At 51.2% G+C, this 21,193-nt stretch carries 15 protein-coding genes and 1 tRNA gene; 10 read left to right on the top strand and 6 right to left on the bottom strand.

Annotation, left to right across the window (positions count from 1 at the left end; genetic code table 11):
- Position 1: 1 nt before the first annotated feature.
- The 3 genes from ACXAFI_RS12970 to rlmB are packed head-to-tail and all read left to right on the top strand — an operon-like array spanning position 2 to position 2,402.
- Positions 2 to 760, top strand: a complete 759-nt coding sequence (locus ACXAFI_RS12970; protein WP_475109143.1) for a pyridoxine 5'-phosphate synthase — start codon at positions 2 to 4, stop codon at positions 758 to 760.
- Complete coding sequence (locus ACXAFI_RS12975; RefSeq protein ID WP_475109144.1) at positions 760 to 1,629, top strand: Rossmann-like and DUF2520 domain-containing protein; 870 nt, start codon at positions 760 to 762, stop codon at positions 1,627 to 1,629. The genes ACXAFI_RS12970 and ACXAFI_RS12975 overlap by 1 nt, the downstream gene beginning before the upstream one ends.
- Positions 1,626 to 2,402, top strand: a complete 777-nt coding sequence (gene rlmB / locus ACXAFI_RS12980; RefSeq protein WP_475109145.1) for a 23S rRNA (guanosine(2251)-2'-O)-methyltransferase RlmB — start codon at positions 1,626 to 1,628, stop codon at positions 2,400 to 2,402. Before ACXAFI_RS12975 ends, rlmB begins: the two co-directional genes overlap by 4 nt.
- Before the next feature lie 384 nt (positions 2,403 to 2,786).
- Here the strand turns inward: rlmB and guaA are convergent, their stop codons facing one another.
- A complete protein-coding gene (gene guaA, locus ACXAFI_RS12985; RefSeq protein ID WP_475109146.1) occupies positions 2,787 to 4,364 on the bottom strand; it encodes a glutamine-hydrolyzing GMP synthase in 1,578 nt (525 codons plus the stop codon).
- Between the two features lie 87 nt (positions 4,365 to 4,451).
- Entirely contained in the window at positions 4,452 to 5,939 is a 1,488-nt protein-coding gene (gene guaB / locus ACXAFI_RS12990) for an IMP dehydrogenase (RefSeq protein ID WP_475109147.1), read from the bottom strand.
- Between the two features lie 172 nt (positions 5,940 to 6,111).
- Between guaB and xseA the strand changes: the two genes are divergently transcribed.
- Together xseA and ACXAFI_RS13000 are read left to right on the top strand one after the other, a co-directional pair.
- Positions 6,112 to 7,464, top strand: coding sequence for an exodeoxyribonuclease VII large subunit (xseA, locus tag ACXAFI_RS12995; RefSeq protein WP_475109148.1), 1,353 nt, complete (start codon positions 6,112 to 6,114; stop codon positions 7,462 to 7,464).
- Positions 7,465 to 7,534: 70 nt separating this feature from the next.
- Entirely contained in the window at positions 7,535 to 9,850 is a 2,316-nt protein-coding gene (locus ACXAFI_RS13000; protein WP_475109149.1) for a transporter substrate-binding domain-containing protein, read from the top strand.
- A 24-nt stretch (positions 9,851 to 9,874) separates the two neighbouring features.
- On the opposite strand, the gene ACXAFI_RS13005 is transcribed toward ACXAFI_RS13000, so the two are convergent.
- The 3 genes from ACXAFI_RS13005 to ftsH all read right to left on the bottom strand — a co-directional run bounded on the left by ACXAFI_RS13005 (position 9,875) and on the right by ftsH (position 16,129).
- Complete coding sequence (locus ACXAFI_RS13005) at positions 9,875 to 10,852, bottom strand: NAD(P)H-quinone oxidoreductase (RefSeq protein WP_475109150.1); 978 nt, start codon at positions 10,850 to 10,852, stop codon at positions 9,875 to 9,877.
- Between the two features lie 243 nt (positions 10,853 to 11,095).
- On the bottom strand, positions 11,096 to 13,384 hold the full coding sequence (locus ACXAFI_RS13010) for a TonB-dependent receptor (RefSeq protein WP_475109151.1): 2,289 nt from the start codon (positions 13,382 to 13,384) through the stop codon (positions 11,096 to 11,098).
- A 792-nt stretch (positions 13,385 to 14,176) separates the two neighbouring features.
- The gene (gene ftsH, locus ACXAFI_RS13015) at positions 14,177 to 16,129 is read right to left on the bottom strand and encodes an ATP-dependent zinc metalloprotease FtsH (protein WP_475109152.1); all 1,953 of its coding nucleotides are present in this window, start codon (positions 16,127 to 16,129) and stop codon (positions 14,177 to 14,179) included.
- Between the two features lie 370 nt (positions 16,130 to 16,499).
- On the opposite strand from ftsH, the gene ACXAFI_RS13020 reads away from it, so the two are divergent.
- A tRNA-Arg gene (locus ACXAFI_RS13020) sits at positions 16,500 to 16,576 on the top strand.
- A 243-nt stretch (positions 16,577 to 16,819) separates the two neighbouring features.
- Here the strand turns inward: ACXAFI_RS13020 and ACXAFI_RS13025 are convergent.
- Positions 16,820 to 17,584, bottom strand: a complete 765-nt coding sequence (locus tag ACXAFI_RS13025; protein WP_475109153.1) for a substrate-binding periplasmic protein — start codon at positions 17,582 to 17,584, stop codon at positions 16,820 to 16,822.
- Between the two features lie 337 nt (positions 17,585 to 17,921).
- Here ACXAFI_RS13025 and ACXAFI_RS13030 point away from each other — a divergent pair, with 337 nt between their 5' ends.
- From ACXAFI_RS13030 to ACXAFI_RS13045, 4 genes are all read left to right on the top strand, one after another.
- Positions 17,922 to 18,341 carry a nuclear transport factor 2 family protein gene (locus ACXAFI_RS13030; protein WP_475109154.1) on the top strand — a complete coding sequence of 140 codons (420 nt, stop codon included), beginning with the start codon at positions 17,922 to 17,924 and terminating at the stop codon, positions 18,339 to 18,341.
- On the top strand, positions 18,338 to 19,195 hold the full coding sequence (locus ACXAFI_RS13035) for a M90 family metallopeptidase (protein ID WP_475109155.1): 858 nt from the start codon (positions 18,338 to 18,340) through the stop codon (positions 19,193 to 19,195). Before ACXAFI_RS13030 ends, ACXAFI_RS13035 begins: the two co-directional genes overlap by 4 nt.
- Positions 19,196 to 19,302: 107 nt before the next feature.
- Positions 19,303 to 19,875, top strand: a complete 573-nt coding sequence (locus ACXAFI_RS13040) for an HD domain-containing protein (RefSeq protein WP_475109156.1) — start codon at positions 19,303 to 19,305, stop codon at positions 19,873 to 19,875.
- Between the two features lie 349 nt (positions 19,876 to 20,224).
- Positions 20,225 to 20,827: a hypothetical protein gene (locus ACXAFI_RS13045; RefSeq protein WP_475109157.1), complete on the top strand. Its 603-nt coding sequence runs from the start codon at positions 20,225 to 20,227 to the stop codon at positions 20,825 to 20,827.
- Positions 20,828 to 21,193 lie beyond the last annotated feature (366 nt).

A 21,193-nucleotide genomic window follows, 5' to 3' on the forward strand; every position in this document is an offset into this window, starting at 1 on the left:
TGTGATCGCTCTCAGTGTTAATCTCAACAAAATCGCCCTGATCCGCAATTCCCGCGAAGGCAACTTTCCCGATGTCACCGCCCACGGCCGAATGTGCCTGGACGCGGGCGCCCAGGGGATCACCGTGCACCCGCGCCCGGATCAACGCCATATTCGCCCCCGTGACGTGCGCGAACTGGCCGCCCTCTGCCGCGATCGCCATGGTATTGAGTTCAATATTGAGGGCAATCCATTTGCCGAGCACCAGGGGGACTACCCTGGCCTGATGCCACTCGCTCTGGAAACCCAGCCGGACCAGTGCACCCTGGTTCCCGACAGCAACGACCAGCTGACCTCTGACCACGGCTTCAACCTCAAGCTGGATGGGCCGCGCTTAGTACCCATAATCGCCAAGCTCAAGGACGCCGGCATCCGTGTCAGCCTGTTTATGGACCCGGACCTGGAGCAGATCAGCCTGGCCAAGGATGTGGGCGCTGACCGCATAGAGCTGTACACCGGCCCTTATGCGGAAGCAGCCGCCAAACAGAGTGTGGAGCTAGAAGAGATATTCAACGCCCACTGTGCCGCCGCCGAACACGCGCGCCAGCTGGGACTGGGGGTGAATGCGGGTCACGACCTGAATCTGGTCAACCTGCCTCGCTACCGCACTCTACCGGGATTGCAGGAAGTTTCTATTGGCCACGCCCTCACCGTAGATGCCATCGGCATGGGCCTGGAAAATGCCGTTAAAGCCTATCTGAACTGCCTCGCCGGCAACTAATGAAGACACTCAATATTATTGGTGCCGGGCGCCTGGGGAAAACACTCGGGCGCCTGTGGCAGCAGGCCGGAGTTTTTCAGGTTCAATCGATTCTTAATCGCAGTGTCGATAGCGCAAAAGCAGCTGCCGGTTTCATCGGCGCCGGGCGCGCAGTTCCCGCACTGAACTCCATGGAACCGGCGGACTTCTGGCTGATCGCCTGCGGCGATAGCGAAATTGCCGCAACAGCCGATCGCCTCGCTGATCACCTTGGCGAGCGCGAGGGCATTGTTGCCTTTCACTGCAGCGGCGCCCTCAGCTCCCAAGTGCTCGAAGGTCTGCGCCCCACCTCCATCGCCAGCGCCCACCCGGTACACAGCTTTGCCGACCCGCTACGTTCCCTCGACAGTCTCGCTGGCAGCAGCGTTGCTCTAGAAGGCGACAGCTCTGCCACTTCGGCTTTGGAAGAGACCTTCACTGCCATAGGCTGTAAGACCCTCACCATCGAAGCCCAACATAAGTCTCTATACCATGCGGGTTCGGTGATCGCATGCAACTATCTCACCGTATTGATCGACCTCAGCTTGCGCAGCTTCGCCGCGGCGGGCATCGACCGCGACAGCGCCCTCAAGTTACTGGAGCCCATTGTCCTGCAAACTGCTCAGAACAATATGGCCCTGGGGCCGGAGACATCCCTCACCGGTCCGATCGCCCGGGGCGACCTGGAAACCGTGGCCAACCAGCTGAAAAACTTAACGTCGGTATCGCCGGAACTCGCGCACCACTATCGCCAACTGGGCCTCGCCTGTGTAGAGTTGGCGCGGCGCGGCCAGCTATCCGATGAAAGCGCGGCCAAATTGATCGAACTACTGAGTGAGCCATTGCGGTGAAAGACTCCTCTGAATACCTGAAAAAAAGAGCTTTTTTCGACAGCCTGCTAACTATCTACGGGCGCAAACCGGTACTCGAAGCACTGGAAGACCCAGACCTCCCGGTACACAAACTGCACTTGGCCAGCAGCAACCGGCGCGATCAACTGATCAGCCGCATGGAAGCCCTGGCCGAGGAGCGCCAGATAGAAACCGCCTTTTGGGATCGCAAAGGGCTCTCCCGCATCTCGAAAAATTCCCGCCAGGATCAGGGGGTGGCCCTGGATCTCGCCCTACCCAACTACGGCAGCTATAAAACCTTCCTGCAAAATCACAGGGATGAGGTTAAAACCTACGAACTTTTGGCTCTGGACGGTATTACCAACCCACAGAATCTCGGCATGATTATCCGCTCCGCCTGTGCCGGCGGCGTGGACGGAATCATCTTGCCCAGGAAGGGCTGCGCGCAAATAGATCCGCTGGTTATTAAAGCCAGCACCGGCACCTTGTTTAAAACCCAGATCCTCCGTTGCGAAACGTTGGCAGACGCACTGGCAGACTTTCGCGAGTCTGGCGCACGTATCTGTGGCCTGTCCTCCCACGCCTCAGTGACTCTGGCAGAGGTTACCGGTAACAAGCCAACCATTTTTGTGTTGGGCAACGAAACCCACGGTGTCAGCGATGCCGTCGCCAAACAGTGCAATGAGTTAGTGCGTATCCCCATGCAAAATGGTGTGGAGAGCCTCAACGTGGCAGTCACCGCCGCACTGATCAGCTTTCGCCAACAATTCTAATCGGCCACCTGGATAGCCTTGAATGGGGTAGCCTTGAATAAAGGTACCCCGCAGACACTTCCCGCTTGCAAGATATCCACCCCATTTCCCTCATCGAAAGGCTACCCACAGATTCTGTGGATATCTCTGAGGATAACTATTCCCTCCCCGGCGCAAAGGCCCATGGTTGCGCCAGTGTGACAATCTGAGGAAAAAATGACCAGCTTTCGAAACGCTTAAAAAATCAACGAGTTACAGCGAATAAGCAGAGAGAGATAAGAGACGGGCGAACCAAATAAGGGGCACTAAAGGTGAAAGGCCACAGCTGTGGAAAGTGGCACGCTTGGCGGGAAAAATAGGGGAATGGGGTGCCTTGCACCCCATTTAAGCCGCGGGATTAAACGCTTATTCCCACTCAATGGTGGCCGGTGGTTTGCTCGATACGTCGTATGCTACGCGGGAGATATGCTCAATCTCATTGATTATGCGATTGGAGACTTTCTCAATCAGCTCGTAAGGCAGGTGCGCCCAACGAGCTGTCATAAAGTCCACGGTTTCCACTGCGCGCAATGCCACCACATATTCGTAACGGCGACCATCGCCCACCACACCAACAGATTTCACTGGCAGGAATACCACAAACGCCTGGCTGGTTTTATGGTACCAATCGGCCTTGTGTAACTCCTCGATAAAGATCGCATCTGCCTCGCGAAGGATATCGGCGTACTCTCTCTTTACTTCGCCGAGAATACGCACCCCCAGGCCCGGTCCCGGGAAGGGGTGACGGTAGACCATATCGTAGGGCAGGCCCAGCTCCAGGCCGATCTTGCGCACTTCATCCTTGAACAGTTCGCGCAGTGGTTCCACCAGCTCGAACTGCATATCCTCCGGCAGACCACCCACATTGTGGTGCGACTTGATTACATGGGCTTTGCCGGTTTTGGCGGCGGCAGATTCGATCACATCCGGGTAGATTGTGCCCTGAGCCAGGAACTTAACATCCTGCAGTTTGGAAGCTTCGCGATCGAATATTTCAATAAAGGTATTACCGATAATTTTGCGCTTGGCTTCCGGCTCATCCACACCCGCCAGACGCGAGAGGAAGTCCTCTTCCGCATCGGCGCGAACCACTCGAACGCCCATGTTATCGGCGAACATTTGCATTACCTGATCACCTTCGTTTTTGCGCAACAAACCATTGTCCACAAAAACACAGGTCAGCTGATCGCCAATCGCCTTGTGCAGCAGTGCCGCCACCACAGAGCTGTCGACGCCACCGGAAAGACCCAGTAACACTTTGCCTTCACCTACTTGCTCACGCACTTTGGCGATGGAGTCTTCAATAATATTGGCCGGCGTCCAGAGTTTTTCACAGCCACAGATATCGATAACAAAATGTTCATAGATCCGCATACCCTGCAGAGTGTGGGTAACTTCCGGGTGGAACTGCACACCGAAGAAATTCTTCTCAGCGGAGTACATACCGGCAATGGGGCAAGAGTCGGTAGAAGCCATCAGCTCAAAGCCTTCCGGCATCTGCACAACCTTATCGCCGTGGCTCATCCATACATCCAGCAGTGCCTCACCTTCCTCGTTGAGGTGGTCTTTGATATCGCGCAATAGATTGGAGCTGCCTTCGACTTTTACCTGGGCGTAGCCAAACTCGCGGATGTTACTGCCCTGTACGGCACCACCGAGTTGATGTGCCATGGTCTGCATGCCATAGCAGATGCCCAATACCGGCACGCCCAAATTGAAAACCGCTTCTGGCGCACGGGGAGAACCCTCTTCCGGTACGGACTCAGGCCCGCCGGCCAGGATAATACCTTTCGGGTTGTATTCGCGGATCTCTTCTTCGCTCATATCGAAGGCGCGAATTTCGGAGAAAACACCCAGCTCGCGCACACGGCGGGCGATCAACTGGGTGTACTGGGACCCAAAGTCGAGGATCAGGATTCGGCTGGAGTGGATATCTTGGCTCATGATTGACTCATTAACAGAATAAATAACGGCAAACGGACCTGAAAGGTCCGTTTGCGGCTTGGTACTGAAAGTTGTTCACCGAGAGGCTTAGCGTCCGCCCACCGGGTAGTTGGGCGCCTCTTTGGTAATCTGCACGTCGTGCACATGGGATTCACCCATGCCGGCGGAGGTTACCCGCACAAATTCTGGACGGGTGCGCATGGTTTCGATATCCACACTGCCGGTATAGCCCATAGCAGAGCGCAGGCCGCCCAGCATCTGGTGTACTATGGCAGACAGAGGACCTTTGTAAGGAACACGCCCTTCGATACCCTCTGGAACCAGTTTTTCTGCGCCCTTGCTGGCATCCTGGAAGTAGCGATCGGAGGAACCCTGAGTACGCGCCATGGCGCCGAGAGAGCCCATACCGCGATAGGATTTATAGGTACGCCCTTGGTAAAGCTCCACTTCACCCGGCGCCTCTTCGGTACCGGCAAACATGGAGCCCATCATTACAGAGGAAGCACCGGCAACAATTGCCTTGGAGATATCACCGGAGTAGCGAATACCACCATCGGCGATCATGGGCACACCGGTACTTTCGAGCGCAGAGGAAACCTCAGCAATTGCAGTGACCTGGGGAACACCGATACCCGTTACGATTCGGGTGGTGCAAATAGAACCCGGGCCAATACCGACTTTCACTGCGTCCGCACCCGCTTCCACCAGCGCGCGCGCGGCATCGCCGGTTGCAATATTGCCGCCAATCACATCCACCTGGGGGTGCATTTCTTTAATGCGGCGTACGCGATCAATCACGTTGCGGGAATGGCCGTGGGCGGTATCCACTACCAGTACATCGACACCGGCTTCTACCAATGCCGCCACGCGGTCATCGGTATCTGGGCTGGTACCTACTGAGGCACCTACACGCAGACGACCATCGGAATCTTTACAGGAGTTCGGATACTGCTCTGCCTTGTTAAAGTCTTTGACAGTAATCAGACCACGCAGCTCGAAATTGTCATTTACCACCAACACCTTCTCGATGCGGTGCTTGTGCAGCAATTCACGCACATGATCAGAAGAAGCATCTTCGTGGGCAGTTACCAGACGCTCTTTTGGCGTCATCACACTGGCAACACTCACATCCAGATCGGTGAGGAAGCGGACATCGCGGCTGGTGACGATACCCACCAAATCCCCTCTATCCATTACTGGAACACCGGAAATATTGTGGTGGGTTGTTAGGGCGATCAATTCGCGTACGGTGGCATCCGACTCGATCGTGATCGGGTCTTTAACCACACCGGCTTCAAATTTTTTCACGGCGCGCACCGCAAGAGCCTGCTCTTCGATAGACATACTCTTGTGGATAATGCCGATGCCACCTTCCTGTGCCAGGGCAATTGCCAGGCGCGATTCCGTCACTGTATCCATGGCGGCGGAGACAATGGGAATATTCAGGGTAATGTTGCGAGACAGTTTGGTTTTAAGGCTGACATCCTTGGCAGTCACCTCGGAATAACCGGGCACAAGTAGGACGTCGTCGAAAGTGAGGGCTTCGCGCGCGATGCGCAGATTGGATTCAGACATTGTTGACACTCAAACCTCGAATAGGCGGGATTGGGTATCGGGGCGATTATACCTCTCAAGGAAAAAAGCGCAAATGACAATTTACAGAAAATCGAATTAAACGAGCTAAGCACTTTACCTAAAAGGGGGATGCTGCAATATTGCTCCGCCAGTTTTCACTTGAGAGGCACAGATGCAATCCAGCTCCGCAGCCCCCAACACCAAGCGTAGCGTCCTGTCGGTTAGCGACCTCAACCGGGAGGTGAAACAGCTGCTGGAGGGCAGCGTGCCCCTACTGTGGATCAGCGGGGAGATCTCCAATTTTACCGTGCCCAGCTCAGGCCACTGGTATTTTAGTTTGAAAGATGCCCGCGCCCAGGTGCGCTGCGCCATGTTCCGCGGGCGCAACCGCAGTGTGCCCTTTCGCCCACAAAACGGCCGCGAAGTGCTGATCCGTGCACGGGTGAGCCTCTACGAGGGCCGCGGGGAATTCCAGCTGATTGTGGAGCATATGGAGGAGGCCGGCTTTGGCGCCCTGATGCGCCAACTGGAACAGCTCAAGGCCAGGCTTCAAGCCGAAGGACTGTTCGATAGCGCCCGCAAACGTGCCCTGCCCTATTTACCCACCAATATTGGCATTATCACCTCCCCCACCGGTGCCGCTATCCGCGACATGATCCATGTGTTGGAGCGCCGCCACCCTGGAGCGCAAATTGAGCTCTGGCCTGTGGCCGTACAGGGCCAAGGGGCTGCAATGCAAATTGCCGACGCTATCGAAAAGGCAGGGCGCAGCGGTCGCCATGACTTACTAATTGTTGGTCGCGGAGGCGGTTCACTGGAGGACCTTTGGCCCTTTAATGAAGAAGTTGTGGCGAGGGCCTTAGCGCTCTGCCCTATTCCCACAATCTCCGCCGTGGGTCACGAGACCGACACGACGGTTTCTGACCTTGCCGCTGATGTGCGTGCACCCACCCCTTCTGCGGCTGCAGAAATTGCCAGTGCAAATGCCGCTGAGTTATTTCAACGCCTGGAAAACAGCAAGCTTCGATTATATCGGGCCATCCAGCACCAGATGCGCCATTTACAACAGCAAGTTATGCTGCATCGGAATCGACTGCGCCACCCCCGTGAGCAACTACAAAACCGCTCACAACGCCTCGACCACCTGGAGATGCGTCTATTGACAGCCGGGCAACAGCAAATCCAGCAGTGCCGCAACCAATTGTCAGCCACCCTGCGTGCCTTCGCCCACTGCCAACCCCAGCGACAATTGCAGGAAAAAAGCGAGCAGCTTAGGCAGGTACAAAATGCCTTACCAAGAGCGGCGGAACGCCTTTTACTGCAAAAAACTGACAGGCTCAATCACCAGGCGCAGCTACTTCATAATGTGAGCCCCCTAGCTGTTTTACAGCGGGGTTATGCCATCGCCAAAGATTCACAGGGACGCGCCCTGAAAGACAGCCGCGCACTGGAGATTAACCAGGAGATTGAAGTTCAACTCGCCCGCGGTCACTTCTCTGCCAAGGTAGAGAGTATCGACCACTAAAAAAACCCAGCGAATGGGCTGTCTGGGCACGACACTATAATCCATCTGTAGAGAGCTTTTGGAGCTATCTATGAGGTGTCGCTATAAAGCTATCAGTCCCTATTGCTGGTTTTTGATATATCTTTTAGTACTAATTTTCGCGCTCGCCGGGTGCGCCCCAAAAGCACCCGAGAGCACCGAGAACAAAAGTACAATCCAACCCTCTGCCACTTCTGAAAGTAGTTCCAATGCAGACACCCGAACACAGGGGAAAAAAAGTCCCCCCGTTACGCCTGCAAAAGAACAACAGGTCAATTACATCGAAACCGGTGATCTTAAGGAAATAAAAAAACACGGTACGATTCGCTTTGTAAACCTGACAGGCGCTTCGGAAAACTTACTTCCCCGAGACGGGGTAGTCAGCCTACGTAACTTCGAGCTGGGTAATAAACTCGCTAACCAACTCAAACTGGAGGCCAAGTGGATCAAGGCCCCAACCCCCAATAAAGCGGTGGAGATGTTGATTGCCGGTGAGGCCGATGTCATTGCCTATAACCTGACAGTGACTGATGACCGCAAAAAAATCATCGATTTCAGTGTCCCCATTCGCCACTCCCGCCAACAGCTTGTCACCGGTGCATCTGGTCCAGACATTAGTGACCCGAGCAAACTGAACGATGTTGAGTTAATCGTGCCGCAGGGTTCAGCCAATATGGAAACGGCAAAACAGTTAATTGCCAAATACCCTGATGCAAACCTCACGGTTAGGGAATTTGTTATCCACGGTAATCGCGACGGCTTAGTCGATATGCTCAACATGAAAAGTAATCGAGTGGCGATTCTGGAAGACTTTTCCGCGGAGGATTTACGTAATTATCGGGATGACTTGCGCTTAGGGGCCTATGTCAGTGAAGTACAAAATATTGCCTGGGGAATGCGCAAAGACAACAGGCGCCTTAACTCGACAGTAGATAACTTCCTTACCCGCAATTTAGTTAAAGCGCAGGAAGAGCGTATTACCGACTGGAAAGGCATCAAAAAAACGGGGGTTATCCGTCTGCTCACCTATAACGGCCCTACAACTTATTTCCTATGGAAAGGCCTGCTAATGGGGTTTGACTATGACTTGGCAAAAGCCTTCGCCGACAAACACAAACTTCAATTGCAAATTATCGTGGTGCCCTATGAAGAAGACCTGGCGGACTGGCTCAGAGCTGGTCGGGGCGACTTTGCCGGGGCGGAACTCAATATCACATCTTCGTATGAAGATAAGGGAATGGTATTTACAAAACCCTATGTGGAATCAGCAGACCAAATAGTAAGCAGCAAGGATAAACCTCCAATCGAGAAAATTCAGGACCTGAGTGGTCGAAAGCTCACTCTTCGCGCCTACTCTTCATTTATCGATACTGCAAAAACATTGCGCGATGCCGGTATCGATGTGGAAATTCAGGTGGCACCACCGGATATGTCCCAGTCACAAATTTTCTCACTCATAGCGGATGGATTGATCGATGCAACTATCTCCAGTTCAGGTCGAGCAAAAATAGAATCCTCCGTGCAGCCCAACTTAGTACTGGGAACTTTACTTGGTGACCCCCAGCCTCAGGGTTGGCTGGTTCTACGCCAGAACTGGCACCTGTTGAAAAACCTGAATAAATTTATAGAAAGCTACCGAAAAACAGCACAATACAAGAAAGATTATGCAGCCTATTTTGAGCCCAATAAACGCTTTATGCAGAGGGTGAGCAGCCGGGTTATTCCAGGCGAAAACCTCTCACCCTACGATGATCTGGTAAAAGAATCCGCATTTAAATATGACTTTGACTGGCGCATGATCGTCGCACAGATGTGGCAGGAAAGTAACTTTAATCCCAAAGCCGTCTCTCCGGTAGGCGCTCAGGGGTTAATGCAGGTAATGCCGGCAACCGCCGAGGAAATGGGCTTCCCCCCGCCGCTATTTGAGCCGGAACGCGGTATTAAAGCCGGGGTAAAATATATGGATTGGGTGAGAGATAGATTTAATCCGTCCCTGCCTACGGTAAACAGACTTTGGTTCACCCTCGCCTCTTACAATGCCGGTTACGGCCACCTTCTCGATGCGCAGCGTCTCGCCAAACAACTGGGGCTAGACCCTAATGTCTGGTTCGACAATGTCGAGGTAGCCATGTTGAAACTGGCCCAACCCCAGTATTTTAAGCGAGCGCGTTACGGCTATGTGCGAGGCTCAGAGCCTGTACAGTATGTACGTAATATCAGCAATCTCTATAAGGCCTATGTGGAGATGATGAGTGACGATCCCACTGCAGCAGTGCCTTTACGCAAATCATTGGGCGAGAGTTACTGCTCTCCACACAATACTCCAGAAGGGGTTATCCAGCAGATACCCAACTACTCCGCGCCTTAGCCAACCACCTACATTCGCTAAAGGTCACAGGGTCAGCACAATTTTTCCAACAATCTTACCGGATTCTAAAAGCCGGTGTGCTTCGGCAACCTCCTCCAGAGGGAAACGCGCAGCAATCTGTGGATGAATTTTACCCGCTGCAATAAATGGCCAAACCTGGGACTCCAGGGCGTGGGCAATATTAGCCTTAACCCTTGTAGATCTCGGCCGCAGTGTCGATCCGGTCAGGGAAAGTCGCTTCAACATAACCGGCAACATATTCACTTCAACACTGGCTCCCTGCAGGTAGGCAATATTCACTATGCGCCCATCATTCGCAGCCACTTTAATATTGCGCTCAATATAGCTGCCGCCCACCATATCCAGAATGACATCCGCTCCGTGGCCCGAGGTAGCTTCCTGTACTACCTGCACAAAATCCTCTTCCCGATAATTAATCGCCCGCTCAGCGCCGAGTTGCTCACAGGCTGCACACTTCTCTGCAGAACCTGCGGTGGCAAAAACCCTGGCACCCAGCTGGTGCGCCAACTGAATAGCGGTAGTGCCAATACCCGAGCTGCCACCGTGCACCAAAAAAATTTCACCACTTTTTAGCCTAGCCCGGTCGAACACATTGGCCCAAACTGTAAAGAAAGTCTCCGGTAAAGTCGCAGCCTCTACCATGGATAAAGCGCCGGGTATTGGTAGGCACTGCCCCTCGGGTACGGCGACAAATTCCGCATAGCCGCCGCCATTAGTCAGCGCGCAGATCTTATCGCCAACTTTCCAGCGCTCGACACCATCCCCCACCGCAGCCACCCGCCCGGACACTTCAAGCCCAAGAATCGGCGAGGCGCCCGGAGGCGGTGGGTAATGGCCCTTGCGCTGAACAATATCGGGGCGATTTACCCCCGCAGCGGCCACTTCAATCAACACCTCGCCAGGAGCGGGTTCAGGCTTGGGCAGGTTCACCAGCCGCATGACTTCGGGGCCGCCATATTCCGGCAGATCAATCGCACGCATGATTCACTCCTTTAAATTCTTCACGACCCGGTTGAGCGATGGCGACAAGCTCTAAATACCATCAGAGGGATACTGGGCACTACTGTACCGCTAATGAGGGGAAATTACAGGTAGGTAAAAACAATTATGGCCAGGGACACTCGCACAGATCACTCGCCGATTCAGTGTGCAAGTGACCCCAGCCACATAAAATCCATTAACGTTGAGCAAGGCCCCAGTTAATGAAGAGGGTATGCCGCGCTGTTAAAGCTCGTAGAGAAACTCCACCCCCATAACACGCCCTTTATTGAGTGGGGTAAAGCTTGCGCCAATCCCCCCCATTTCGGGCGGCAGTTGGGTATTGTTGCCTTCGGCCATTTCATCCAGCATATTCTTGCCGAATAGTGAGACGGTATAGCTACCATTGTCCGGCGTATAGCCAATACTGAAATCCACCATGTCGACTTCCGACAACATACCGCGGTTGTCATCCGTATAAGGCGCCTCATCCCGATGATTGAAGTTCAAACGAGAAGTGAGTGTGCCGTAGGCGCCTAACTGCAGATCGTGGATAAAACCTGCACCGTAAGTCCAGGGCGCCAACCGGGGAATCTCAAGACCGAGATCGGTGTCATCTACAAGGCCGTCGCCATTCAGGTCGCCCAGTACCTTGTCGTAGTCGCCATCCACATAACCAACATTGAAAGTAAACAGCAGGTTTTCACTCAACGCCGCCATCGCCTCCAACTCAGCACCGCGAATGGTGGCATCGGCAGTGTTACGGATGATTTGTGCAACCCCAGTTACCGCATCAGGAAGGTTTTCCTCGCGCTGCATATCATCAATGGTATTGTGGAACACCGCCATATTGGTACGCAGACGCCCATCCAGCCAATCCACTTTGGCGCCGATCTCGAAGCTGTTCTGCTCCTCCTGATCGGTAGCCTGCGGAGTATAAGGTCCTCTAGTTAAAGGATTAATGCCGGCATTACGGAAGTTATAGCCGCCACTGCGGAAACCCTTGGTCCAGAAAGTATACAGCTGAGTATCATCAGAGACGGTCCACTGCAGGCCCACCTTAGGCGTGAAAGCATTCCAACTCTCACTATCCTCAAAGTCATAGGAGGAACAACCGCTCAGGGTACAAGTATTCAGTGGAATAGAGGCAATCTTGGCATCTTTTTTCTCACTGGAGTAGCGCCCGCCCAAGGTCAACACCCAGGCCTCATTCAGGTCAATATCCGCTTGGGCAAATACGCCATAAGTGCTGTGATCCTGCTCTCCACCTCCAGTCCAATCAAATGCCCCCATAAACAGAAGACGATTTTCCAGGTAGGTCACGTCCTGGCTAAACCAGTAAGCGCCGGTAGTTAAGGCGGTGCGACCAAAGCGACCCGCATAGCGCAGTTCATTACTGAGCTGACTCTGCTCAACACTGGAATCCGCATGGAAAAGCGTTAGGGGCAAGGAGTCAATATCCCCCATACCTCGCGCCTCATACTCGCGCCAAGCGAGAATATTGGTGATGGTACCATCACCAAAGGCCACATCCTTATTGAACTCGGTAATGATCTGGCTCCACTCATCTTTCTGGGAGCCCTCCTCGTTCTGAGCCACCTCAAACGAGCCCTTGCCGTTATCCCAATCATCGATGCCTACTGACGCAGCTATTTGGGTGGCGCTACCCCATGGAATAACCCCTGTATCTGTCTCTTCAAAATAGGGTTCAGAACCACGGTTCTGCGCCACCACACCATCGGAATCCATACGGCCGTGTTCCATACGCACCAATAGCTCTGCTGTGTCGTTGAGCTGGATGCTAAAGCTCGGCCGAATAAACCAACTATCGGAAGCGCCGGCATTGTCGTTGTTAGTGGCAACGTTTTCGAACCATCCTCGGTCGTCGTTGTAATAAACCGTTAAACGGCCATTGACCCTATCGGAAATAGCGCCGTTAATGGTGCCAGCTGCGACAGTATCGAGATTGTCAGTCGTGGATAGTTTAAAACGCGAGGAAAATTCATTCGTGGGGCGGGCGGTCTTTATAACCACTGCGCCACCGGTAACATTGCGGCCAAACAATAGCCCCTGCGGGCCCCGCAAGACCTCAATTCCTTCCAGGTCGAACAGGTCTGTCACCACACCGGCATTCACACCCAGATACATACCATCCACAAACACACCGACTGTAGGATCAATAGAGGGAATAGAGCTATTGATACCCAGACCTCGCACGGTAAAGTTTGCGGTGTTTTTGACAGTGCCCACATCTTCCAGCTGGACGTTGGGCATTTTGAAGGAAAGGCTTTGCAGATCCTTGGTGTGCAGGGCCTCTAGCTGATCACCGGAATAGGCGGTAGCCGCTACGGGCACCTCCTGCAGAATTTCGGCATCGGCACGTTTACGGGCGGTGACCTGTACCTCTTCCATAAGGGTACCAACCGAACCCTCAGCAGCAAAGCTAGGGATAGCACCACTGGCCAACCAAAGAGTTGCTACTGAACAGGCGGAAAGCAGAGCGGAGTGCTGCTTAAGTTTTGACGGACTTCCCATGTTTTCTCTCCATTGTTTTATTGTTTTTATCTACAACAACGGACTTATCGCAATCGGTACTGCCTTATCCCGCCGCTCTACTCTCTCTGTGGAGATTCCGACTTTGCGAGATTCCGATCCAAGACCGCGCTGATAAAGAGACACAGAATTCGCATGTTTTCTGTGACGTAAACAGATTACAGGCTAGCCCCTCCCGGTGGAAGTCAATTTATCGTGGATAACCATAAAAATAACTCAATTTGTCTGGAAAGTTCGTTAAAAAAGCGAAAGCTAAAAAATGATGAAAAAATAAAGCTGAATATGCACTATTTAAGTGCGGACCTATAATTCCCCCACACTGGAAAAACCTTTAAAAAAAGAGGGAATTGAAATGAGTGTTTGCCGCAATCAGCGCGGGAAAAGAGGCATCGGCCCCTCACCTCGAGACACAAAGACAAAATACAGCCGAAAATAAAAGCGTCTTCATACCCAAATAAATTAGACACGAGGCAAGACCTAGCAGTCAGTAAAATTAGTCGAGTAAAACCACCAGTAAATGGTACTTATGAATATTTTATTAAGACGCCAATTACAAATTTCTTACATTTGCCAAAACCTGGAGTTGACCACCAAGTCCAACTGCTTAACTGCCAAAATAAACAAGGTAATAGTGATTGGTTAGCAGGTTACGAGTTATCGGACGATGACGATAAAGTTGATCGGTAAATTATTATCGGCTCGACAATCACAAGTCTATCCTACGATATTCCCAAATACCCAAGTTGCCTTAAGTTCATGGCTTACAGATTGAGGTTATCCTTTATCCTCCAGGGCGATCACTTTATGGATTTCTACCGCGTCCAGAGTCTCCTTCTCCAGCAATGCTTCTGCTAAAGCATCGAGCTTCTTGCGATGACTCTGCAAAAGATTCTGAACTTCCTTCTCGATCTCACTGACCAGAGCGATCACCTCATCATCAATAATTTCAGAGGTATGTTCACTGAAATCTTTCTGCTGTGCCATTTCCTTACCCAGAAAGATATGCTCCTCTCCGCGCCGAAAGGCCACCGGCCCCAGTTTCCGGCTCATCCCCCAATGCGTCACCATATGTTGGGCCAATCGGGTGGCCTGCTTCAGATCAGATTCTGCCCCACTGCTGACTTCATCAAATACCACCTGTTCGGCCACCCTGCCACCGAGCATCACACCGATACGATCACGCAGGTAACTCACCTTCATGTTGTGGTGATTTTCAGTTGGAATTTGTTCTGTTGCCCCAAGGCTGTGTCCTCTGGGAATAATGGTGGCCTTTTCCAATGGATCAGCATGGGGTAGCAACACCGCCGTGAGGGCGTGACCAGCCTCATGATAGGCAACCGTTTTTCGATCATCCTCCCCCATTATGACTTCCCGCTCTCCGCCGAGTACGACCTTGTCCCTGGCCTGTAGCAGACAATCCATATCTACGGCCTCCTTGTTTTGCCTACCCGCCAGTAAAGCAGCCTCATTTATCAAGTTTTCCAAGTCCGCACCCGCGAAGCCCGCGGTCAGGGCAGCGAGATGCTCCAGGTCAACTTCTCCGTGTAGCGGGACATTTTTTGAGTGAATCCGCAGGATTTCTTGGCGAGCGGGCTTATCCGGTAAATCCAGGGTGATCTTGCGATCGAAGCGTCCAGGGCGAAGCAGTGCCGCATCCAGCACGTCCGGGCGGTTGGTTGCGGCAATCACTACCACCGCCTCCTGGGGATCAAAACCGTCCATTTCCCCAAGGATCTGGTTGAGGGTCTGTTCACGTTCGTCGTGGCCCCCGCCCAGACCAGTACCACGTGCTCGTCCCACCGAGTCGATCTCATCAATAAAAATGATCGCAGGGGCTTCTTTCTTAGCTTCGGCAAACATATCCCGCACCCGGGATGCCCCAACGCCAACAAACATCTCGATAAACTCTGAGCCGCTGATACTGAAAAAAGGCGCATCACTCTCTCCGGCCAAGGCCTTGGCCATCAGTGTTTTGCCTGTACCCGGCGGCCCCATTAACAGAATCCCACGAGGGATCTTTGCCCCAAGTTTGCGGTAGTGATCGGGGTCTTTTAGATAGCCGGCAATCTCCTGCAGATCCCTCTTGGCATTGGCAAGACCGGCCACATCATCAAAAGTTACTTGGGATTCACTGCGTTCGTAGCGTTTAGCCGGTGATCGGGCAAAACTGAAAGGGCTGCCGGGAGTCATTGCACCCATGCGGGCCTGCATTCGTCGACCCAACCAGACCAGCAGCGCTATTATCAGAACCCATGGCAACAGCAGTATCGCCATCCTCTGCCAAAATCCCCCCTGTGACGATTCTGCCTGGATAGTTACGTTCTGTTTTTCCAGTAGAGGGAGCAACTCGGGATCTTGAATCGGGGGCAAAGTGGTGGCAAAGCGCTTTTCTTCTGGTTTCTCGGTCTTTTCCTTTGCGCCGTTCTTGCTCTCGGGCTGGGAATTTGTGGACCGCTTAAAAACTCCGGTAATACGCTGCCCTTCAAAGAGGACACTGGCAATTTCCCCCTTGCTGAGAGCCTCTTTAAAGTCACTGTAAGCCAAGGCCTCTCTCTCTGCCCCAAACTGCCCGCTCGAGCAGTACTGGAGAGTGAGGATAACCAGGAAGAGAAGAATGACATATTGCAACCAGCCCAACGGGCCTTGCTGGGATTGGCCTGTCAGTGGGGAGCCAGGCTCCTCCGGTGACGGCTTCTTCCCCTTTTCTTCGTCATCCCCAATTGCCATAGAATCTCACTGTACTTGGGATAAGCTGCCCTCCACGTGCTGTAAGGCAGGCACTTTGTACTGGAACAAACAGTATAGTTCTCCGCCAACTGTGCTGAACTACTGTGCGTAATGACTCATGGGCATTAGACCTACCAGCGGAACAGGCGCTTTTACAGCGCCGTTCAATCTCACCTCAAGGCCAGGAGCAGCTATTTTTTAAAAAGGCTTGCAAAGTCGCCTCCTGCAGGGCAGAATTCGCGCCCTGTCGAACTTGCTGTGCTCCGAACCGGGGGCCGAGAAAGTTTGATAAGTTGCGGATTTTTAAAGGTTTTTCCTGAAAAATCAGTTGACTTAAACAAATCAACTGACTATAGTTCGCACCCATAACGCGCTCGTAGCTCAGCTGGATAGAGTACCTGGCTACGAACCAGGCGGTCGGAGGTTCGAATCCTCCCGAGCGCGCCATACAGAAAGGGCCTGTAACGCAAGTTACAGGCCCTTTTTATTTCTAGCTTACCTTTTCACCTTACCCTTTTACCTTCTGAGCCTGAGCCTGAGCCTACTAGTAACCATTCAGCTTAGCTAAGAACAGGCTAGTAGCCCCCTCAAGAAAAAAATGGACCCAGGTAACAACCCAGGCCCCTTTCGCCTACTGTTGATGCTGACTTCTACTGAATACTTTTACAGAATGTAAGTTCGCGCATTGGCTTACTTGCAGATATTTTCTTTCTGTACCACATCGTATTTTTTCAGTAACTCATTATAGCGACCACTGCTACACAGCTTGGCAAGCCCGCGATTAAAGTCATCACGCACTTTCTGGTCACGGAACCCTACGCGAAAATCAGTCATCGGAGCGAAAATTGGGAAAAGGTTAACCTGATCCATTTTGTGCCCCATTTTATTACTCAAGCTCTTGAATAACTCCATGTCCACAACTGCCACAACATCTTTCATCTTCCAAAATTGCGCGACAAGATCGGGAGCCGTCGGAGCTTGAATAAGGTTCTGACGCTGTGTGCCATTGGGTCCATACATTTTTTCAAATTCCGGCCCCAAGTCCATGGGCCCACCCTGCCAAGTGATCACCTTCTTACCGGCAAGATCTGCAATGCTATCAATTTTCATTTTATCGGTAGCTTTGGTAACGGCGTAGTTGGCAAAACTGATCATATTATTAGAATAAAAAAGACCATCATCCTTCTTCATCACATTAACCGCCGCTTGCACTTTACCCTGTTCAAGTGCTGGTGCTGTCTCTGCAAAGCCCATCTGCTCAAACTGTACGGCATAGTCAGGAAGCGCTTCCCGTACAATATCCACCTCCAAACCACTGGAAGCCTTATTAATCACATAGGGCGGGGCATCACCAGCTATCGCCACTTTTAAGGGCGTACCACCCGACTGCGCAACCGCCGGAACAAGGACGCCGAACATTAAAACTAAAAAAGCAATAAGGGAGCGTATAAGCATAACTATCTCCAAAAGTGACAGAAAAATCACCTAGACGCCCTAAGTGTTGGCATCGAACAGTGATTAATCAAGTCGCACATTTCCACCAAATAAGAAACCGCCTACCCATTAGGCACACATCGACAGCCAATGTTTTATAGATCAAGGGGCTTGAAAAGGGCGCACAATTCCCCAACCATAAAATTATTAAAGGGGGCGGGTTTAAAACCTCGGTTAATAAACCACTTTTTTCAATCTATAGGATTTTGAAAAACTGCAGGGTCAAACTTGCATTATGCTCGACGTGCTATATACCTCCGCAAAAAACCGGAAAGACTCAAGCAAGGGGCCAGTCAAAATGGCATCAGATTTGGATCGCATCATTGAGTATGAAACCATGCTGCACGACACAGACACCAGCAGCAATCAAAAAATACTGGAAAAATTGTTAAGCCCAGATTTTAGAGAGGCGGGAAAATCTGGCCGAAGCTTTGACTTTAAATTGATAGCCACATTGATGCAGTCAGAGAAAAAAAGTGAATGGACAATTCACAGCCAGAATTACCAATGTATATCGCTCTCTGAATCTGTTCAATTACTGCTGCATCAATCCGCACACCGCGACCAGCAGGGAAATTACTCTGATTTCTGCAAACATTCCTCTATTTGGGTACTCAACAAAGGTCACTGGCAGATGCAATACCACCAGGGCACGCCCTGTGAGGCTTTTTCAATAAGCGAGGATATTTCAGCTAAACAGTCGGCAAATAGCCTATGAGCGCTTTCCTTGCGATTATCCTGCTCGCCCTAGCTGTCTGGCTTATACCTATTTTTTACCGCCGCTGGCGTATCAATTACCGACGCGCACAAGCGATCACACAAGAACAGTTACAACTGCTAAAAGAAACGCTCCCGCTATATCATCATCTCAACAGCAATCAACAACAAGAGCTGTGCAGTAATATTGCCCTTTTCCTTCATGACAAAGAATTTGTCGGCTGTGACGGCTTACAAGTCAATGAAAAAATGAGAGTCGCCATCGCCGCCCATGCCTGCTTGCTGTTGTTGGGCCGCAAAAACGAGTGCTATCCCAATCTCTACACCATACTCCTGTACCCTGACACCTATGTTGCCCATGAAACCCACAGGGAAGGCTATATAGAAACGGCCAGACACAGTGCGCGGGAAGGTGAAGCACATTACCGCGGACCAGTGGTGCTCTCCTGGGGAGATTTGGATGAGGATCTTGAGAATCCCCAACGAGGCCACAATGTTGCCCTGCACGAGTTTGCCCACAAAGTAGATGAAGAAGATGGCTACTTTGATGGCCGCCCATTATTTGAGAAGTCCAACGATGGCGCCAACTGGGCCGAAGTAATGAGCCGGGAATTCCACCGTTTACGGCAAAGAGCCGAATTTGGTCAATTTCCCGGCGACAGTCCCTCAGTATTGGATTTATATGGAGCCCAATCTCCAGCTGAATTTTTTGCCGTAGCCACTGAGAGTTTTTATACCATACCCGTTGCCATGCGCTCTCTACACCCAGAACTGTACAATGAACTGAGTAATTTCTATCGGCTAGACCCAGCAAGCTTGATCGGTGGAACTAGGAGAATAAAGCCAGGATTGTAAATCATTAATTTTAAACCCTGTATTGAAGCGCAATATGACATTCCCTGCCTATTGGCCACGATAAACACCAAGAAATAATCCCACACAAGTAAGCCCAGGAAATTGTAATGGAAGATATTGAAAAAGCGCTCCGCTTTATTGTTGAAATAGAGAAGCTCAAAAATGTACAACGAAAAACAAAACCTGTGGGATTGAAGCGCTTCGAGAATTCTGCAGAGCACAGCTGGCATGTCTGTCTATGCGCTTTGATCCTGAAAGATTATTCAAATGACCCAACAAATATAGATCGGGTTATAAAAATGCTGCTTATACATGATCTTGGGGAGATTGATGCAGGGGATACCATAATCTATTCAAGTGAAACAGACACGGCAAAAGAAAAGGAAGGCTTGCAACGCCTGGTTTCACTCTTGCCTGGAGATATGAATAGAGAGTTGGTGAACCTATGGGAGGAGTTCGAGTCTGGAGAAACAGCTGATGCTCGCTTTGCTAAGGCTATTGATCGTATTCCTCCCCTACTCCATAACATTTATGGCGGGGGACACAGCTGGAAGCAGCACGGTATCACCAAGGAACAAGTATTTTCTTTAAACGCGCGTATTGGGAAAGGCAGCGAAGTACTTTGGTCTGAAATTAGAAGCAAACTAGAGGGCGTAGTCAAAGATGGCATCCTCAAGTAAGATCTAGCCTAGACTGATTCAAGTGTATTAAATTAAGGTCGTGAACCTGCCCCCTAAGATCATTCAGCTAAGCCTGTTCTATAATCAATTATATTCCTTGTGAAGCTTCGCCCTCATTGCCTCCGATATCTTGATCAGTTCCAGCTCATCAGGAGTTAATATCGTGCCAAAAGTAATCCCACCACTCCTCAGTATCTTCAGTCTTTTTTTTCTCCACACAACATCAGCCACTTCTCCTACTAGCTGCCAGCCCCTATTTAACCACCAAGATGACAAGGTTGCTCAATACAACCGGTGCACCTTAATCGATTTTCAGCCAAGCATTCATGCCGGATCAGCAACGATCACAATGAATCGAGATACTAAAGGCGCTTGCGTTTATACCACTGCGGTTCAATGTGGTAATGAAGATATCCGGATGGAGGATATTGCCGCGATTGACTTTAAGGTTACTGTCCCTGCAGGTAAATGTGGTCCGAGGGAGTGGATCGCCGTATACATGTTTCCCTGGTGTGGGCAACCGGGGGGTTGTTGGGATGGTGGCGACCGTGAAGTGGACTTTGTAGAAACCAAAGGCCCCAATGGTCCCGGCGGTTTCGCTTCTAACTGGGGAGACCGCCCCAAGCAAGCAGGGTGGGGTAATAAACAGGGCGCTATCAGAGTAAATAACGGCACTAAACAACATATCACTTTCACTTCCAGCCAGGTTCTCTCGGGGCCGAATAGCGGTACCTACCAATGGGATATCCGGGTGTGTGATGCTACAGCGACAAGCTGTGACAGTTCCAATCAACTCTGGCATGCCTATCGCGAGAAAGGTCCTAGTGTTTTTGACGAATCCATGATGATTGTTGTCGATAATTGGGGAGTCAATGATCCTCCCCAAAAAGGGTGTGTTTTAGAGATTACAGATATGGTAATCACAAAACAATTGAGGCCTTCTGAAGAGTAGAATAGGTCTCAAATGAAATTGCCAAAATTTCGAAAACAAAGCCAAACAATAGCTATCAAAATTTATACTTACGAAGGAATATCTAAATATTAAAAAACCAAGATCTGAAAATACCCAGAATGACCCCATCTGGAATAATAGTCTGACTGAGAAACCTTCATTGAATAGACTTACAACAATCAACCAATGCCAGTGACTTGATGTAAATTTAGAAGTAAGCTACTCCGATGAATTAAACCACTAAGCGGCAAAGATTTTTATAGAAGCCTTATAACAGCTTTTACCGAAGCTTCGAAATCTCAAAAGTAGGAATTTCAGACATTCGCGTAAAATTCCCCACAACAAGATAACAGCGAGAGGAGGACA

The organism is Microbulbifer sp. ABH2_005 (assembly GCF_056160005.1).

Bases quoted from the DNA above. Each gene is read 5' to 3' on its own strand.
- ACXAFI_RS13010 (WP_475109151.1), bottom strand. From the start codon at position 13,384: ATGGGAAGTCCGTCAAAACTTAAGCAGCACTCCGCTCTGCTTTCCGCC.
- guaA (WP_475109146.1), bottom strand. From the start codon at position 4,364: ATGAGCCAAGATATCCACTCCAGCCGAATCCTGATCCTCGACTTTGGG.
- ACXAFI_RS12975 (WP_475109144.1), top strand. From the start codon at position 760: ATGAAGACACTCAATATTATTGGTGCCGGGCGCCTGGGGAAAACACTC.
- ACXAFI_RS13035 (WP_475109155.1), top strand. From the start codon at position 18,338: ATGAGCGCTTTCCTTGCGATTATCCTGCTCGCCCTAGCTGTCTGGCTT.
- ACXAFI_RS13040 (WP_475109156.1), top strand. From the start codon at position 19,303: ATGGAAGATATTGAAAAAGCGCTCCGCTTTATTGTTGAAATAGAGAAG.
- ACXAFI_RS13005 (WP_475109150.1), bottom strand. From the start codon at position 10,852: ATGCGTGCGATTGATCTGCCGGAATATGGCGGCCCCGAAGTCATGCGG.
- ACXAFI_RS13045 (WP_475109157.1), top strand. From the start codon at position 20,225: ATGAATCGAGATACTAAAGGCGCTTGCGTTTATACCACTGCGGTTCAA.
- xseA (WP_475109148.1), top strand. From the start codon at position 6,112: ATGCAATCCAGCTCCGCAGCCCCCAACACCAAGCGTAGCGTCCTGTCG.
- ftsH (WP_475109152.1), bottom strand. From the start codon at position 16,129: ATGGCAATTGGGGATGACGAAGAAAAGGGGAAGAAGCCGTCACCGGAG.
- ACXAFI_RS13025 (WP_475109153.1), bottom strand. From the start codon at position 17,584: ATGCTTATACGCTCCCTTATTGCTTTTTTAGTTTTAATGTTCGGCGTC.
- ACXAFI_RS13000 (WP_475109149.1), top strand. From the start codon at position 7,535: ATGAGGTGTCGCTATAAAGCTATCAGTCCCTATTGCTGGTTTTTGATA.
- ACXAFI_RS13030 (WP_475109154.1), top strand. From the start codon at position 17,922: ATGGCATCAGATTTGGATCGCATCATTGAGTATGAAACCATGCTGCAC.
- guaB (WP_475109147.1), bottom strand. From the start codon at position 5,939: ATGTCTGAATCCAATCTGCGCATCGCGCGCGAAGCCCTCACTTTCGAC.